The sequence below is a fragment of the Halorubrum sp. SD612 genome (assembly GCF_002135005.1).
The window spans coordinates 1-16,104 of record NZ_NEWI01000070.1 but is presented as its reverse complement, the minus strand read 5'-3'; the positions used below and the strand labels follow the sequence as shown (position 1 = coordinate 16,104).

The 16,104-nt window shown below is 70.5% G+C and carries 15 protein-coding genes and 1 pseudogene; 13 read left to right on the top strand and 3 right to left on the bottom strand.

The window, feature by feature from the left end; all coding sequences use genetic code 11:
- The first annotated feature begins 314 nt into the window (after positions 1-314).
- From B9G38_RS09440 to metG, 8 genes are all read left to right on the top strand, one after another.
- Complete coding sequence (locus B9G38_RS09440; protein WP_086216196.1) at positions 315-1,250, top strand: sulfide-dependent adenosine diphosphate thiazole synthase; 936 nt, start codon at positions 315-317, stop codon at positions 1,248-1,250.
- A 212-nt stretch (positions 1,251-1,462) separates the two neighbouring features.
- Positions 1,463-3,220: a pyruvate kinase gene (gene pyk, locus B9G38_RS09435; protein WP_086220220.1), complete on the top strand. Its 1,758-nt coding sequence runs from the start codon at positions 1,463-1,465 to the stop codon at positions 3,218-3,220.
- Positions 3,221-3,311: 91 nt separating this feature from the next.
- Positions 3,312-3,602, top strand: coding sequence for a hypothetical protein (locus B9G38_RS09430; RefSeq protein ID WP_049932443.1), 291 nt, complete (start codon positions 3,312-3,314; stop codon positions 3,600-3,602).
- 151 nt (positions 3,603-3,753) lie between these two features.
- The gene (locus B9G38_RS09425) at positions 3,754-4,380 is read left to right on the top strand and encodes an NfeD family protein (RefSeq protein WP_086216198.1); all 627 of its coding nucleotides are present in this window, start codon (positions 3,754-3,756) and stop codon (positions 4,378-4,380) included.
- Between the two features lie 63 nt (positions 4,381-4,443).
- Positions 4,444-5,187, top strand: a complete 744-nt coding sequence (locus B9G38_RS09420; RefSeq protein WP_086220219.1) for a YIP1 family protein — start codon at positions 4,444-4,446, stop codon at positions 5,185-5,187.
- Between the two features lie 93 nt (positions 5,188-5,280).
- Positions 5,281-5,901: a dCTP deaminase gene (gene dcd / locus B9G38_RS09415; protein WP_086220218.1), complete on the top strand. Its 621-nt coding sequence runs from the start codon at positions 5,281-5,283 to the stop codon at positions 5,899-5,901.
- Complete coding sequence (locus B9G38_RS09410) at positions 5,898-6,812, top strand: thiamine-phosphate synthase family protein (protein WP_086220217.1); 915 nt, start codon at positions 5,898-5,900, stop codon at positions 6,810-6,812. Before dcd ends, B9G38_RS09410 begins: the two co-directional genes overlap by 4 nt.
- 320 nt (positions 6,813-7,132) lie before the next feature.
- Entirely contained in the window at positions 7,133-9,283 is a 2,151-nt protein-coding gene (gene metG, locus B9G38_RS09405; protein ID WP_086220216.1) for a methionine--tRNA ligase, read from the top strand.
- Between the two features lie 28 nt (positions 9,284-9,311).
- Here the strand turns inward: metG and B9G38_RS09400 are convergent, their stop codons facing one another.
- Positions 9,312-9,734 carry a VOC family protein gene (locus B9G38_RS09400; protein ID WP_086216203.1) on the bottom strand — a complete coding sequence of 141 codons (423 nt, stop codon included), beginning with the start codon at positions 9,732-9,734 and terminating at the stop codon, positions 9,312-9,314.
- A gap of 39 nt (positions 9,735-9,773) precedes the next feature.
- Positions 9,774-9,899 (bottom strand): hypothetical protein, encoded by a 126-nt coding sequence (locus tag B9G38_RS18730; protein WP_254921775.1) that lies wholly within the window; start codon positions 9,897-9,899, stop codon positions 9,774-9,776.
- 92 nt (positions 9,900-9,991) lie between these two features.
- Here B9G38_RS18730 and B9G38_RS09395 point away from each other — a divergent pair, with 92 nt between their 5' ends.
- Together B9G38_RS09395 and B9G38_RS09390 are read left to right on the top strand one after the other, a co-directional pair.
- The gene (locus B9G38_RS09395; protein WP_086220215.1) at positions 9,992-10,672 is read left to right on the top strand and encodes a 2,5-diamino-6-(ribosylamino)-4(3H)-pyrimidinone 5'-phosphate reductase; all 681 of its coding nucleotides are present in this window, start codon (positions 9,992-9,994) and stop codon (positions 10,670-10,672) included.
- A gap of 296 nt (positions 10,673-10,968) precedes the next feature.
- Entirely contained in the window at positions 10,969-11,892 is a 924-nt protein-coding gene (locus B9G38_RS09390; protein WP_049932428.1) for a coiled-coil protein, read from the top strand.
- Between the two features lie 132 nt (positions 11,893-12,024).
- Here B9G38_RS09390 and B9G38_RS09385 read toward each other — a convergent pair whose 3' ends face one another.
- Complete coding sequence (locus B9G38_RS09385; RefSeq protein ID WP_086216205.1) at positions 12,025-13,554, bottom strand: uracil-xanthine permease family protein; 1,530 nt, start codon at positions 13,552-13,554, stop codon at positions 12,025-12,027.
- A 154-nt stretch (positions 13,555-13,708) separates the two neighbouring features.
- Between B9G38_RS09385 and sppA the strand changes: the two genes are divergently transcribed.
- From sppA to B9G38_RS09370, 3 genes and pseudogenes are all read left to right on the top strand, one after another.
- On the top strand, positions 13,709-14,644 hold the full coding sequence (sppA, locus tag B9G38_RS09380) for a signal peptide peptidase SppA (protein ID WP_086220214.1): 936 nt from the start codon (positions 13,709-13,711) through the stop codon (positions 14,642-14,644).
- A gap of 42 nt (positions 14,645-14,686) precedes the next feature.
- A complete protein-coding gene (locus B9G38_RS09375) occupies positions 14,687-15,823 on the top strand; it encodes a DUF373 family protein (RefSeq protein ID WP_086216206.1) in 1,137 nt (378 codons plus the stop codon).
- A 97-nt stretch (positions 15,824-15,920) separates the two neighbouring features.
- Positions 15,921-16,104: pseudogene (locus B9G38_RS09370) on the top strand (shikimate dehydrogenase); the annotation flags it as partial.

The following is a 16,104-nucleotide window of genomic DNA, read 5'->3' as shown; positions in this document are numbered from 1 at the left end:
GGGGGGGGGGGAGGCACGGGGCGGCGCTGTGCGGGGTGGGACTGGAAGGGGCAGCCGTGAGGGCGCCGTAGGCGATGTAAGCACCGGAACGAGGGAGCGAACGAAGTGAGCGACCGAGTGAGGAGCACAGCGAGCGTACGGCGCCCTCACGGCTGGGGCTTTGGCGGTGGGAACCGGCGATCTGTAGCTGACCGAGCAGAGTTGAGCGGCTTGAGCTTCGGCTGTGTTCGACTCCGGAGTACCGATATGAATGGAACACACACCCGCGTATCGACCGCAACACATTTCACAACCAAGTAATACTACCAAGTTGTATGGACGGATTCAACGGCTTCGCGGACGTGAGCGAGACCGACGTGACGAAGGCGATCGGGAACGAGTGGACCGACGGATTCCTCGATTTCACCGACTCCGAGGTCATCGTCCTCGGCGGCGGCCCCTCCGGACTGATGGCCGCGAAGGAGCTGGCCGAGCGCGGCGTGAAGGTGATGATCGTCGAGAAGAACAACTACCTCGGCGGCGGCTTCTGGCTCGGCGGGTTCCTGATGAACACCGTGACGGTCCGGGACCCCGCCCAAGAGATCCTCGACGACCTCGACGTGGAGTACGAACCGGTCGAGGACGTGGACGGGCTCTACACCGCCGCGGGGCCGGAGGCCTGCTCCGGGCTGATCAAGGCGGCCTGCGACGCCGGCGCGCGCGTCCAGAACATGACCGAGTTCACCGACCTCGTCGTCCGGGACGACCACGAGGTCGGGGGGATCGTGATGAACTGGACGCCGGTCCACGCGCTCCCGCGCGAGATCACCTGCGTCGATCCGATCGCGGTCGAGTCCGACCTCGTCATCGACGCGACCGGCCACGACGCGGTCGCGATCAGCAAGCTCGACGAGCGCGGCGTCCTCTCGGCGCCCGGGATCGAGCACGCGAAGCAGCACAACACCGGCATGGACCAGACGGGCGACGGCGAGTACGGCGCGCCCGGCCACGACTCGCCCGGCCACGACTCGATGTGGGTCGGCGAGAGCGAGGACGCGGTCGTCGAGCACACCGGCGTCGTCCACGACGGCCTGATCGCCTCCGGGATGGCGGTCGCGACCGCCCACGGCCTCCCGCGGATGGGCCCGACGTTCGGCGCGATGCTCGTCTCCGGCAAGCGCGCCGCGCAGTCCGCGCTCGACGAGCTCGGCGTCGACGCGCCCGAGGTGTCGCTGTCGACCGGTAGCGCGCCCGCGCCCGCCGACGACTGAAAATCCGTCACCGCTGACGCTGCGGCGACCGACCCTCCACCGTTCCGATCGCTCGGCGATACGTACTCGACTGCGGAGCGACCGCGAGCGCCGGCAGAGCCCCGGTCGCGGGCTCCGTGTCCGGGACCCGCGAGGGACCGTTCCTCACGAACGTTCACTCGGGAGCGACTCAACCGGGTGCCTTTTTCAGCCGCTACGCCGAACCCGGCGGTATGCGAAACGCCAAGATCGTCTGTACGATCGGTCCCGCCTCGGACGACCGGGACACGATCCGCGGCCTCGCCGACGCGGGGATGTCCGTCGTCCGACTCAACGCCAGCCACGGAACGACCGACCACCGGGAGACGGTGATCGAGCGCGCCCGCGCCGTCGACGACGCGATCGACGACCCCCTCGCGGTGATGGTCGACCTGAAGGGCCCCGCGGTCCGCACCGCCGAGATCGACGACCCGATCGCGCTCGCCGAGGGCTCGGAAGTGAGCTTCCTCGAAGGCGACGACGCGACGCCCGAGCGCGTCGGGCTCACCCACTCGATCGGGGCCGCCGAGCCGGGCGACACGATCCTCCTCGACGACGGCCGGATCGAGTGCCGCGTCGAGCGCGTCGACGGCGAGTCCGTGGTCGCGACGGTCGTCTCGGGCGGCAAGCTCGGCTCCCGGAAGGGCGTGAACCTGCCGGGCGTCGCCATCGACGTGGACCTGATCACCCCGGAAGACGAGGCCGAACTCGACCTCGCGGCCCGGACGGACGCCGACTTCGTCGCCGCCTCCTTCGTCCGCGACGCCGACGACGTCTACCGGATCGCCGACGAGCTGGAGGCCCGCGGCGGCGACGACATCCCGATCGTCGCGAAGATCGAACGCGCCGGGGCGGTCGAGAACCTGGAGGGGATCGTCGACGCCGCCGACGGCGTGATGGTCGCCCGCGGCGACCTCGGCGTCGAGTGCCCGCTTGAGGACGTGCCCGTGATCCAGAAGCGGATCATCCGGACCTGCGTCAACGAGGGCGTCCCCGTCATCACCGCGACGGAGATGCTCGACTCGATGGTCTCCTCGCGGCGGCCGACCCGCGCGGAGGCCTCCGACGTGGCGAACGCCGTCCTCGACGGCACCGACGCCGTGATGCTCTCCGGCGAGACCGCGGTCGGCGAGGACCCGATCAACGTCGTCGACACGATGGACCGGATCGTCCGGCAGGTCGAGTCTAGCGACGAGTACGCCGAGACGCGCGAGCAGCGCGTCCCGACCGCCGAGGAGGGCTCCCGGACGGAGGCGCTGGCGCGGTCGGCGCGCTACCTCGCGCGCGACATCGGCGCCTCCACGGTGGTCGCGGTCTCCGAGTCGGGCTTCACGGCGCGAAAGACCGCGATGTTCCGCCCGGGCGTCCCGGTCGTCGCGACGACGCCGGACGACCGGGTCCGCCGCCAGCTCGCGCTCTCGTGGGGCGTCCGCCCGGTGCTGACCGAGTACGCGCACGACATGGAGACGATCCTCGACAACGCGGTCGACGCGGCGCTCGACCGCGGCGGCGCGGCGTCCGGCGACACCCTCGTGGTCCTCTCCGGGATGCTCACCGAGCTGGAGGGGACGAACACGACGAACACCCTGAAGGTCCACGTCGCCGCGGAGACGCTCGTGACCGGGAAAGGGGCCGGGGCCGGCCGCGTGGCCGCCCCGGTCCACCGGACCGAGGACGGCGACCTCGACGCGCTGCCGGACGGCTCCGTCGTCGCGCTCGGCCCCGGCTTCGACGGGGAGTTCGCGGGCGACCTCGACCGGATCGCCGGCATCGTCGACGCCCGCGAGGGGATGACCGGCTACCCCGCCGTCGTCGCCCGCGAGCTGGGCGTCCCGATGGTCTCCGGCGCCGCCCTCCCCGAGTCGGTCGCCGACGGGACCACGGTGACCGTCGACGGCGAGCGCGGCGTCGTCTACGACGGCGACGTGCTCCGCGCGGCCCGCGAGCGGTAAGTACCGGCGACGCCCGCGACGCGACCGCCGCGCTCGGTCCGGGACCGACGCGCCCGCCAGCCATTTATTACGGAGTCGCGTACGAGGTCGTATGAGCGACGAATCCGGCGACGGTGCCCGCGACGGAGACTCGGCCGTCGAGGCCGGCGACGACGCCGTCACCGGCGATCGGAGCCGAGCCAACGACGCGGGCGAGAAGGGCCCGGACGGCGGGACCGAGTGGCGCTTCTCGGTCGACGACGTGGGGCCGGACGGGGTCACCGAGGACACCGCCACCCCGGCGGACGAACCGATCGAGCCGGGCGACATCACCCTCGAACACGCGGCGTTCGTCGTCCTCGGCGTCGCCCTCACCGTCGGCACCTTAGTGGTCGGACTCTGAGTCGGACGCCGCGGGGAGACCGGACGAGGAGCGTCGAGAGCGTCCGAGCGACGAGCGGCGAGACGGCCCGAGGGGAGAGCGTCAACGGCTCGTCGGACGCCGCGCGACCGCGCGCACCACCACTTATCAGGCCGCGGCCGTAGGACCGAACATGAACGCGCTGGCACAGTCCGGACTCCTCTCGCCGGACACCCTCCCCCTCCTGCTGTTGACCGCGGGGCTGCTGCTCTCGATGGCGGAGGCGCTCGCGCCGGGGGCGAACTTCATCGTCGTCGGCATCGCGCTCATCGGTGCCGGGCTCGGCGGGCTGGCGCTGACCTCGCTCGGCGTCGCCGGCGCCCTCCTCACCCTGTTCATGGCGCTGCTGACGCTCGTGTTCGGTGCGGCCGCCTTCTACGCCTACCACGAGTTCGACTTCTACGGCGGGAAGGGGCAACAGCAGACCAGCGACAGCGACTCCCTGAAGGGGAAGACCGGAACCGTCACGGAGCGCGTGACGCCCACGGGCGGCGAGGTGAAACTCGCCGGCGGCGGGTTCAACCCACACTACTCCGCCCGGTCGATGGAGGGGACGATAGACGAGGGCGAGGAGGTGATGGTGGTCGACCCCGGCGGGGGGAACGTCGTCACCGTGGAGTCGATGGGGTACGTCGAGGACGACATCGACCGCGAGCTGGCGGCCGACCGCGCGCGGAAGGCCGCGGCGAGCGAGGCCGAGCGGGAGGCGGACGCGGCCGAAGAGGGCGCCGACCCGGAGGCCGAACTCGAACGGGAGTGACGCGGTCGGCGGCGGCGCGTTCGACCGAAAAAGCACTTGTGTGTCGCCCCGGATCGCTTGGGCGTGCCCTCCCCGCTCGCCGTCCTCACGAGTCCGATCGGTAGCGTCCTCGACCGCGTCCGCGACGCGGTCGACTCTCCCCGCGCCGGGACCGTCGCGGTCGCGATGCTGGTCGTCGTCACGATCGGCACCAGCGTCGGGATCATCGCGCTCGGGGCGGTCTTCGACGCGACGGTCGACCAGCAGATCACGGTCGACAACCCGGATCGCCCCTCGGAGTCGACCTGCGAGACCTTCGGCGACGACCCCGACTCCGCGTTCGCAGAGGAGTGTGACGAGCCGAAGCAAATCGAGGTCGACGCGGGCGAGGAACTGAGCGACGCCGCGAACGGCTACATCCACTACGGGCTGCTCGGCGTCCCGATCTGGTGGGTCGCGTTCGCGCTCGCGCTCCACGTCGGGGCGCTCGTCGCGGGCGGCTCCGGCTCCGTCGGCGACTCCTTCGTGATCGCCGGCTGGGCGCTCGGCGCGGAGCTGCTCCGGCTCGGCGCCGGGATCGTCGCGATCTGGTACACGCTCTCGAACGCGGCGCCCGCGGGGTCGTCGTTCGAGGCGCTCACGACGGACCTCGTCGCCGCGATCACGAGCGCGACGGGGCCGCTGCTGGTCGCGTCCGCGGTAGCGATCGCGATCCAGTGGGTCGTGGTCGTCGGCGGGCTGGCGGCCGTACACGACCTCGACCGCGGCCCCGCGGCGGGGGTGGCGACGTTCTTCGCCGCGATCGCCCTCCTGATCGCGGCGGTCTGAGCGCTCCCAGAGCGGTCGGCCCCGGGCGTCGGTTCGAGCGCTCGGAGCCGCCGATTCGGGAGTTTTTAAGCCGCCGGCGCTCCCCCTCTCGGTATGATCCTGTCCGACGCAGACATCCTCGACCGGCTCGCCGAGGGCGACCTCGCGATCGAGCCGCTCGACGACGTCGACCAGCAGGTCCAGCCCGCCAGCGTGGACCTGCGGCTCGGCGAGCGGTTCCTGGAGTTCCAGCGCACCAACATCCCCTGTATCCACCCGACAGACGCCGGCGAGGTGAGCGAGTACGTCACCGAGACGACCGTCGCCGAGGGCGACGAGTTCATCCTCCACCCCGGCGACTTCGTCCTCGGGACGACCGCCGAGCGGGTCAGGATTCCGGACGACCTCGTCGCGCACGTCGAGGGGCGCTCTTCGCTCGGGCGACTCGCCATCGTCGTCCACGCAACCGCTGGGCTGTGCGACCCCGGCTACGAGGGGCAGATTACCCTCGAACTCTCGAACCTCGGGACCGCCCCGGTCGCGCTCTCGCCCGGGATGCGCGTCTCGCAGCTCACCTTCACCGAGCTGAAGCGGCCCGCGGACCGGCCGTACGGCGCCGAGCGGGGCTCGAAGTACCAAGGACAGGACGGCCCGCAGGCGTCGCGGATCGGCGACGATCCGGAGTTCGTCAACGATAGCCGCACCGATGAAGCGGCCGGAGGTGACGGGCGATGAGGTTCATCGAGGAGGTCGTCGTCGACGAGTTCCTGCCGACCGTCCGCTCGATGCTCGCGGAGGACCTCCGCGACCGCGGGTTCACCCAGAGCGAGGTCGCCGACGCCCTCGGCATCTCGCAGTCGGCGGTCTCGAAGTACGCCGCCGGCGACGTGGCCAGGCACGAAGACATCGTCGCGGACGAGCGCGTGCGCGACCTCGTCGAGCGCGTCGGCGAGGGGCTCGCGAGCGGCGACCTCACGCCCGTGGCCGCGCTCGTCGAAATCGAGGTGCTGATCCGCCAGCTGGAGGAGGGCGACCTGCTCGCCGACCTCCACGAGGCGGCGATGCCGGGGCTCGCCGACGCCGACGTGGAGTTCTCGGTCCACGACCCGGACAGCGGGCTCCGCGAGCGCGAGCGCGTCCTCACCTCGGTCCGGCGCGGGCTCCGCACCCTGACGAACGCCTCCGGCTTCGCCGGGCTCATCCCGAACGTCGGCGCGAACGTCGCCGAGTGTACCGACGACGCCGCCACGGTCGACGACGTGGCCGCGGTCCCGGGCCGGCTCGTCGACGTGAAGGGCCGCGCGATGGTGCCCGGCGAGCCGGAGTTCGGCGTGAGCGAACACGTCGCGACGGTGCTGCTCGCGGCGCGCGAGGCCGGATCCGGCGTCCGGGGCGCGGTGAACCTCCGGTACGACCCGGAGACGGTCGCGGCGCTCGGCGAGTCGCACCCGACCGTCGAGTTCGACGCCGAGCGCGAGACCCGCGAGGCGGTCGCCGACGCGGTCCGGGAGGCCGACCGTCCGGCGGGCGACGAAGCGGAGACGCTCGTGGCGTACCAGACCGGCGCGGTCGGCGTCGAGCCGATCGTGTACGTCCTCGCGCCGACCGCTGCCGAGGCGGCGCGGATCGTCCGCGGCCTGCTGTGACGCGGGGCAGGTCGTCCGCGACCGACCGTGACCCCGTCACGGGCGACGGGTTTTAGACCGGACCGTCCAAATTCACGGGCGTGACACGGACACGGCGGTCCGGGATGCGGACGCGCTCCTTCTAGCGGCGGGCGGACCCGTCGCGGCGGCGACGGCCGGTAGCGCGGCCGACGCCGGCGCGGCGGCGAATCCCGCCGCCCTTCCGCAGCGCCCGGACCGTCGACCCGGCCGCGGTGTGACCAGTTCCCGAGCCGGCCGCGACGGCCCAGAACCAGCGGGCTTTAGACCCGATCGACCGACATACGACATACACACACCACATGAGCCACGACGACTTCCCCACGGCCGACCCGGCGGTGGTGACCTGTGGGCTGCCGTACGCCAACGGCGACCTCCACATCGGTCACCTCCGCACCTACGTCGGCGGCGACGTGTACAGCCGCGCGCTCGAACGACTCGGGCAGGAGACCGCGTTCGTCTCCGGCTCCGACATGCACGGCACGCCGGTCGCGGTCAACGCTGAGCAGGAGGGCGTCTCCCCGGAGGCGTTCGCGCTCGACTGGCACGAGCGCTACGCGGAGACGTTCCCGAAGTTCAACGTCGAGTTCGACAACTACGGCCACACCCACGACGAGACGAACACGGCGGTGACTCAGGAGCTCGTCCGCGACCTCGACGAGGCGGGCCACCTCTACGAGAAGGAGATCATGGTCGCGTACGACCCCGTCGACGACCAGTACCTCCCGGACCGCTACGTCGAGGGGACCTGCCCCTACTGCGGCGCGCACGCCCGCGGCGACGAGTGCGACGAGGGGTGCCAGCGCCACCTCGAACCCGGCGAGGTCGAGGACCCCGAGTCGACGATCACCGGCAACCCCGCGGAGTACCGCGAGCGCACCCACAAGTTCTTCGCGGTCTCGGAGTTCGCCGACTACCTCTCCGACTTTCTCGACCGGCTGGAGGGCACCTCGAACGCCCGCAACCAGCCTCGCGAGTGGATCGAGCAGGGGCTCCAGGACTGGTGTATTACCCGCGACATGGACTGGGGGATCGACCTGCCCGGCGAGAACCCGCAGGACCTCGTCCTCTACGTCTGGGTCGACGCCCCGATCGAGTACATCTCCTCGACGAAGCAGTACTCCGAGCGCGTCGGCGCGGACGCGTTCGACTGGGAGGCGGCCTGGAAGGAGGGCGCCAGCGACGACCACCCCGAGGGCGGCGAGATCGTCCACGTGATCGGCCGCGACATCATCCAGCACCACACGATATTCTGGCCCGCGATGCTGGAGGCGACCGACCACGCGGAGCCGCGCGCGGTGATGGCGAGCGGGTTCGTCACCCTCGACGGGAAGGGGTTCTCGACCAGCCGCGACCGCGCGGTCTGGGCCGACGAGTACCTCGACGAGGGGTTCCACCCGGACCCGCTGCGCTACTACCTCGCCACCAACGGCGGGTTCCAGCAGGACGTGGACTTCTCGTGGGAGAAGTTCGCCGAGCGCGTCAACACCGAGCTCGTGGGGACCGTCGGCAACTTCCTCTACCGCTCGCTGCTGTTCGCCCACCGCAACTTCGAGGGCGGCCCCGACGCCGACGCCCCGAGCGACGACGTGGCGGCGCGGATCGACGAGGCGGTCGACGACGTGGCCGCCGCGGTCAACGACTACTCCGTGCGGGCGCTGGGCGACGCGGTCACCGACCTCGCGCGGTACGGTAACGAGTACATCCAGCGCAACGAGCCGTGGAAGCTCGTCGACGAGGCCCCCGACGAGGCGGAGCAGGTCATCTACGACTGCGTCGCGCTCGCGAAGGCGATCGGGGTCCTCTTCGAGCCGCTGGGCCCCGAGAAGAGCGAACGACTCTGGGAGCAGCTCGGCGAGCCCGGCTCCGTCCACGAGACCACCGTCGAGGCGGCACGGGAGGGCCCGGCGGGCGACCTGAGCGAGCCGACCGAGCTGTTCGAACAGATCGAAGACGAGCGCGTCGAGGCGCTCAACGAGAAGCTCGAAGCGCGCGTCGCCGAGGCGGAAGCGGACGACGGCGACGAGGAGCGCGACGACGGCGCGGACGCGACCGACGACGACGGAACCGACGCGAACGCCGACGAAGCCGACGCCGACGACACCGACATGACCGACATCGAACCCCTCAGCGACGACCGCATCAGCTTCGACGACTTCCAGGAACTGGACATCCGCGTCGGGCGGATCGAGGACGCGGTCGGGATCGACGGCGCCGACGACCTGCTGAAGCTCACCGTCGACCTCGGCGCGGAGACCCGGACGATCGTTGCGGGGCTCAAGCAGCTCCACGACGTCGACGACCTGCCCGACACGAAGGTGATCGTGCTCGCGAACATGGAGAAGGCGGAGCTGTTCGGCGTCGAGTCCAACGGGATGGTCCTCGCGGCCGGCGAGGAGGCCGACCTCCTCACCACCTACGAGGGCGCCGGACCGGGCACGAAGGTGAAGTGAGGCGACGGACCGGCCGGCGCAGCGCCGCTCAGGCGTCGAGCACCTCTATCAGGTTCCCCTCGGGGTCCCTGACGAACAGGACGGTGGTCCCGCTCTCGGTGGTCCGAGGCGGGCTCAGCGTCTCCACGTCGTCCGCGAGGCCGTCGTAAAACGCCTCCACGTCGTCGACGGAGAGGCCGAGGTGCGTCGCCCCGGGACGGTTCAGCTCCGGCGGGTCGGGGCTCTCCTCGCCGACCGGCTCGTATTCGACGAGCTCGACTATCGAGCCGCCGGCGTCGAGGTGGGCGAACTCGGCCGACGCGTCCTCGACGGCGACCGCCTCGGCGAAGGCGTCGCCGCCGACCGCGAACTCGGCGACGAGGTCGAGGCCGAACGTCTCGGCATAGAAGTCGACGGCGCGGTCCAAGTTGGCGACGGTGATCCCGACGTGGTGGGCGGTTGGGTCGGACACGGGTAGGCGCTCGGCCGGCGCCGGGGAAACCGTGTCGCCTCAGAGCCCGAACAGGCGAGCGACGAGGCCGGCGAGGACGACCAGCGCGCCGAGAACGAACGTCCCCGGGAGCGGGAGAACGAACAGGAGCGCGCCGACCAGTATTAAGAGCGTCGAGGTCCGCATCACCGTTGTTTCGGCGTCGCGACCGATATACCTTCGGACGAGCGACCCCCCGGGACCGAAACGACCATTCCGCCGCCGGCCGACCCTCCGGTATGCACGTGGTCGTCAACGCGGCCCAGAGCGTCGACGGGAAGCTCGCCACCCGCCGCCGGGAACAGCTCCGGATCTCCGGCCCGGAAGACTTCGACCGGGTCGACCGGGTCAGGGCGGCCGCGGACGCGGTGCTCGTGGGCGTCGGCACCGTCCTCGCGGACGATCCGCACCTCACCCTCGACGAGGAGGACCGTCGCGTGGGGCGGCTCCAGAACGGGCGACCGGGCGACCCCGCGCGCGTCGTGGTGGACTCGACCGGACGGACGCCGACGGACGCTCGGGTCCTCGACGACGCGGCGACGACGTATCTCCTCGTCTCTGCCGCGGCCGACCGCGACCGTCGAGCGGCGCTCGCCGACGCCGGCGCGGAGGTGATCGTGGCCGGCGAGGAGCGCGTCGACGTCGCCGAGGGGTTCGAGAAGCTCGCGGACCGCGGTGTCGACCGGCTGATGGTCGAGGGGGGCGGCGAGGTGATCTTCTCGTGTTTCGAGGCCGGCCTCGTCGACGAACTCCACGTCTACGTCGGCTCGTTCGTGATCGGCGGCCGCGACGCGCCGACGTTGGCGGACGGGGCCGGGTTCACCGAGGAGTTCCCCGACCTGACGCTCGCGGAGACGGAGCGGTTCGACGACGGGATCGTCCTCTCGTACGAGGTCGGCGGTGGCGGCGGCGAGTCGTGAGCAGGGGGACGCGAGGCGAGTCGTGAGCAGGGGGACGCGAGGCGAGTCGTGAGCAGGGGGACGCGGCCCGGGGCGTGTGAACGGTAACCACGAAATCGCGGAGTACACGCGCCGTGCCACCGGTGTACACGAAAATCACCGAAGTATTTATATGCCGTCCGCAGGTAGTTGCGGATACCAGAACGCCTCTGGCGCTGGTGGAATCGCACGCTGAAATGAACGGGAGTTCTTGCAGACGGCCCGACGCACCACAGCGAGCGTCCGCTATCGCCGGAGCGGTGATGGAGAGATAACAAATGGTAACGAAAGAAGAAGTCATCGAGCAGTACGACGTGGAACCGATGGACGAGGCGGACAACGTGGACCTTTCTGAGGACGACTTGGACAACGGCTCCAAGGGGCAGCTCATCAAACGCGCCGGGCAGCTGCGAGACCGACGCAACGAGCTGAACCAGATGGCGTCCGAGCGCGCCTCCAAGCGCGACGACCTCAACGCGAAGACGCGAGAGAAGGTCGACGAGGCCCAGGAACACCGCGAACAGCGCGACGAGCTCAACGAGCAGGTCCAGGAGCACAAGGACAAGCGCAACGAGCTCAACGCCGAGGCCAACGAGCTGTTCGACGAGGTCGAGGAGCTCAAACAGGACCTCGAACTCGGCTCCGGCAAGTCCATCGAGGAGCTCGAAGAGGAGATCGAGGACCTCGAGTTCCGCCAGCAGACCGAAGTGCTCGACGCCGAAGACGAGCGCGAGCTCATCGAGAAGATCGACGACAAACGCGAGAAGCTCGCCGAGAAGAAAGAGAAGGTCGACGACACGAGCGAGCTCGACGACCTCGTCGAGGAGGCCGAGGAGGTCCGCTCCGAGGCGTCCCAGCACCACCAGAAGGTGACGGAGCTCGCGGACAAGGCCCAGGAACACCACAACCAGATGATCGAGGCCTACCGCGAGGCCGACGACATCCGCGACGAGGCCGACGAGATGCACGAGCTGTTCGTCGAGGCCCAGGAGGCGGCCGACCGCCACCACGAGGACTTCGTCCGCGTCCAGAAGCGCCTGCGCGAGCTCGACAAGAAGGAGGAAGAAGAGCGGGAGGACGAGCGCGCCGAGAAGCGCGAAGAGGAGAAGGAAGAGGCCGAGGAAATCTATCAGAAGTTCAAGGAGGGCGAGACGCTCGACACCGAGGACCTGATGAAGCTCCAGAAGACCGGCCTCCTGTAAGCCGGGCGATGCGACCTTTCTGCGGTTCTTCTGCGACGCGCCGAGCGACGGGTCCGTCGCCGGCCACGCGCAGGTCGTCGGGGGTCCGCCGAGGATTGGCGATCCCGACCGAACGGCTCGGCTCGACGCCGTTCAGTCGGTGCGCGTCGGCTCGTCCTCGGCGACGAAGCGGTCGTACGCAGATGTGAACTCCGCGTCCGCCTCGGTCGCGTCCTCCCACGCGGTGAGGCCCCGCTCCGCGGCCGTTCCCGGGATCGAGTTGTCGAGGAGGAACGCCACGACCCCGCCGACCGCCATCCCCGTCGACCCGATGACGTAGACCGTGTTCGCGACCACGTCGGCCCCGAGGAGCGGGCCGAACAGGAAGACCTCGGCCAGCCCCTGCTGGAGGGCGTCCACGCCCCCGACGCTCCGCATGTACTCCGGGACGGCCAGTCCGGTGAACATCGCGATACCGACGACGAAGATGTTGCGCGAGGAGTCGAGGTCGACGTACTTGAGGTTCGAGAGCCCGACGCCGACGATCTGGGCGAACATGGCGATGTAGAGTCCGCCGATGATCGGGCTCGGGACGGTGGCGACGAGCTGGCCGAAGTAGCCGACGAACCCGACGAGGATCATGAGCGCGGCGCCGATCTGGACGACGTACCGCGAGGCCACGCCGGTGAGACCGATGGCGCCGACGTTCTCGGAGTACGAGGTCGACCCGCCGGTCCCCATCACCCCGGAGAAGACGTTCATCAGCCCCTCCATCCCGATCCCGTGCGTCATCCGCTCGCTGCTGGGGGCGCCCATGCCGGAGAGCCGGGCGACGGCGTGGTAATCGCCGATGGACTCGACGATCGAGGCGGCGACGCCGGCGAGCATCCCGATGACGAACGCCGGCGTGACGCTCGGCACGCCCCACTGAAGCGGGTAGATGAGGTGAACTGGGTCGGCGGCAGCGACGCTCGCCAAGTCGACGTAACCCGGCGTCTCCGGTCCGAAGACGCCGAGGACCGAGAGGGACGCCGCGAGTACCCACGCGACGACGATGCCGAGGAGAACCGGAAACAGCTGGAACAGCTTGGACCGCGCGCCGAGGTACTGCGAGAACAGGACGATGGCGACCAGCGTCAGGCCGACGAGCCACCAGTTCTGATCGGCCGCGGTGATCTCGGGGGCGTTGAACAGGGAGAGACCGATGAGGACGATAACCGGGACGATGACGACCGGCGAGAGACCCTTCCGCAGTCGACCGACGAGGCCGAAGTAGCCGACCGCGACCTCGGCGAGCGCGGCGACGATGATCGCGCCCTGAAGCTGTAACAGGGCGGCCCGCCAAGCCTCGATGCCGGCCGGCGGGTTCGCCGTCACGACGCCGATGACCGCGAGCGCGGGCGCGAGCATCGAGAACGGCGCGCCCTGAACGATCGGGTAGCGGTTGCCGAACGTCGTCTGCGCGAGCGTCGCGATCCCCGACACGACGAAGAACGTGCCGACGAAGCGGGGGATGACCGACTCCGGCATGCCCATCGCGCCGGCGAGGATGAGGGGCACGGCGATGTTCGCCCCGACCATCGTGAGGTAGTGTTGCGCGCCCAGCAGAAGCGACCTCCCGAGCGGTGGTCTGTCGTCGATGCCATACCGAACGAACGCGTCGTCGTCCTCGTTCCCTCCCATTCCTGTGGCGTTCATCGACGCAGGGGTACAAAAATTCGGCCCTTGGCGGGCGCGGGTCGGCCCGTTGGGAGGTACGGCGCTGTGCCGCGGTAGCTCCGCGACGCGCGTCGGCCGGCGACAGTATATATAAACGGTCCCACGCCCAACCGACGGTATGGACGACGCGCCGGCGAACGGACGGAAGGGATTGCTCGCGGCCGCCGCGGTGGGCGCGGCGACGACGATCGCGGGCCGAGCGGTGCTCTCGCGGCTCACCGGCGGGCGGTTCGGTGACGCCGACGAGTACAACGCCGCGAAGGTGACCGTGTCGGGGCCGATCAGGCGAAGTCAGGGGCGACCCTCGCCGCTTTCGGGCCCCGGCGGCGCGACCGCCGACGACGTGGTCGAGCAGATCGAGGCGGCCGACGACGACGGGGACATCGAGGCGCTGCTCGTCGAGCTCAATACGCCCGGCGGCGAGGTCGTCCCGAGCGACGACATCCGGCGGGCCGCCGCCGCCTTCGACGGGCCGACTGTGGCGTACGCGACCGACACCTGCGCCTCCGGGGGGTACTGGATCGCGAGCGGCTGCGACGAGCTGTGGGCACGCGACGCCAGCCTCGTCGGCTCCATCGGCGTCGTCGGCTCCCGACCGAACGCGAAGGGGCTCGCCGACAAGCTGGGGATCTCCTACGAGCAGTTCACTGCCGGGGAGTACAAGGACGCCGGCGTCCCGCTGAAGGAGATCGAGGAGGAGGAACGCGAGTACCTCCAAGGGATCATCGACGGCTACTACGAGCAGTTCGTCGAGACCGTGAGCGAGGGACGCGACATGGACCCCGAAGAGATCCGGGAGACCGAGGCGCGCGTGTACCTCGGCGACGACGCCGCGGAGATCGGGCTCGTCGACGAGCTCGGGACCGAGGACGACGTGGAGGACCGGCTCGCGGAGCTGATCGGCGCGGAGCCGGAAGTGCGCGAGTTCACGCCGGAGCGCGGACTGGCGGAGCGGCTCGGTATCGGCGCCGAGCGGGTCGCGTTCGCCGCCGGGAGCGGCGTCGCGGACGCCTTCGTCGACGACGGCGGCGACATCGACGTGGAGTTCCGCTAGCGACGGGGAGGATTTTTGTCCGGTCGCGGTGTGAGTCGACACGTGACGACGCTGGTCATCTGCGTCGATCGCTCCGGGGCGATCGGCCGCGCCACCAACGTCCCGATGCCGGTCGCCGGCTGGGAGGCCGTCCGGTCGCTGGTCACGGACGCCGGGCTGGACGACCCCGAGGACGCCAGCGTGAACTGCCTGCTGGAGTCGCTTCGCGTCGCGCGCGACCTCAGGGACGAACGCGAGGAGTCGGTGGTGGCGGTCGTCTCCGCCGAGAGCGACACGGCGGTCGGCGCCGACCGCTCTATCGCCTCCCAGCTCGACGACCTCGTGGAGCGGTACGACCCGCGGGCCGCGATCGTCGTCGTCGACTCCGCCGAGGACGAGCGCGTCCTCCCGGTCGTGGAGTCGCGGGTCCCCGTCGACTCCGTCGACCGCGTCGTCGTCCGGCAGGCCCGCGACATCGAGTCCACCTACTACCTCCTCAAGCAGTTCCTCGCCGACGAACAGCTGCGGTCGACGGTGTTGGTCCCCGTCGGGGTCGCGCTGCTCCTCGTGCCCGCGCTGTTCGCCTGGTTCTCCGCGGGCGAAGCGGTCGCGGGCGTCGCCGGGCTGCTCGGCGCCGCGCTGCTGTACAAGGGGCTCGCGATCGACCGGCTGATGGCGGGAATGCCCGAGCGCGTCCGCGAGGCGCTGTACGCCGGACAGGTGTCGGTCGTGACGTACGTCGTCGCCGGGGGGCTCGCGCTGGTCGGCGGCTTCTTCGGCTTCCTCGCCGCCTCGGAGCTGGCCCCCGGATCGCCCCGGCTCGTCGAGGTCGTGGAGTTTACCTTCGTCGCGGTCCCGTGGTTCGCGGTCGCCGGCGTGACCGCGGCCGTCGGGCGGCTGCTCGATGAGCTGATCCGCGACGAGGGGATCCGGACGCCGTACCTCAACCTCCCGTTCGTCATCGCCGCGGTGGCCCTCGTCGTCCGCGGGTTCGCGGGCTACTTCCTCGCCCAGGAGGCGATCCGGCAGCCGCTGTCGGCGTACGGGATGGCGATGACCCCGGTCCAGCAGCTGGCGGCGTTCATCGTCGGCGGAATCGTCGTGTCGCTCGTCGGCGTCAAGGTCGCCAGCGACGTCGGCACCGAGACCCTCGAAGACGTCATCGACGCGGACCGGGACGCCGAGGGGCAGCGCGAGTAGACGGCCGGACGAGACGTTCAGCCGCGAGGGCACGGGTAGACCGCGGACGCGTCGTCCGACCGACCGCCTTTTGTCGGTCGCGGCCGCGGGGGCGGGCATGGACGTTTACGGACTGATCGGGAACCCGGTCGGGCACTCGCTGTCGCCGCCGCTACACGAGGCGGGCTACGAGGCGCTCGGCCTCGACGCGCGGTACGTCACCTTCGAGCCGGACGCCGACGCCGCGGCCGCGGCGATCACGGGCGCGGCCGACCTCGGAGTGGCGGGGCTCAACGTCACGG

What these genes read in the sequence shown, in the direction of transcription:
- B9G38_RS09440 (WP_086216196.1), top strand. Translation starts at nt 315, where the DNA reads ATGGACGGATTCAACGGCTTCGCGGACGTGAGCGAGACCGACGTGACG.
- pyk (WP_086220220.1), top strand. Translation starts at nt 1,463, where the DNA reads ATGCGAAACGCCAAGATCGTCTGTACGATCGGTCCCGCCTCGGACGAC.
- B9G38_RS09430 (WP_049932443.1), top strand. Translation starts at nt 3,312, where the DNA reads ATGAGCGACGAATCCGGCGACGGTGCCCGCGACGGAGACTCGGCCGTC.
- B9G38_RS09425 (WP_086216198.1), top strand. Translation starts at nt 3,754, where the DNA reads ATGAACGCGCTGGCACAGTCCGGACTCCTCTCGCCGGACACCCTCCCC.
- dcd (WP_086220218.1), top strand. Translation starts at nt 5,281, where the DNA reads ATGATCCTGTCCGACGCAGACATCCTCGACCGGCTCGCCGAGGGCGAC.
- B9G38_RS09410 (WP_086220217.1), top strand. Translation starts at nt 5,898, where the DNA reads ATGAGGTTCATCGAGGAGGTCGTCGTCGACGAGTTCCTGCCGACCGTC.
- metG (WP_086220216.1), top strand. Translation starts at nt 7,133, where the DNA reads ATGAGCCACGACGACTTCCCCACGGCCGACCCGGCGGTGGTGACCTGT.
- B9G38_RS18730 (WP_254921775.1), bottom strand. Translation starts at nt 9,899, where the DNA reads ATGCGGACCTCGACGCTCTTAATACTGGTCGGCGCGCTCCTGTTCGTT.
- B9G38_RS09395 (WP_086220215.1), top strand. Translation starts at nt 9,992, where the DNA reads ATGCACGTGGTCGTCAACGCGGCCCAGAGCGTCGACGGGAAGCTCGCC.
- B9G38_RS09390 (WP_049932428.1), top strand. Translation starts at nt 10,969, where the DNA reads ATGGTAACGAAAGAAGAAGTCATCGAGCAGTACGACGTGGAACCGATG.
- B9G38_RS09385 (WP_086216205.1), bottom strand. Translation starts at nt 13,554, where the DNA reads ATGGGAGGGAACGAGGACGACGACGCGTTCGTTCGGTATGGCATCGAC.
- sppA (WP_086220214.1), top strand. Translation starts at nt 13,709, where the DNA reads ATGGACGACGCGCCGGCGAACGGACGGAAGGGATTGCTCGCGGCCGCC.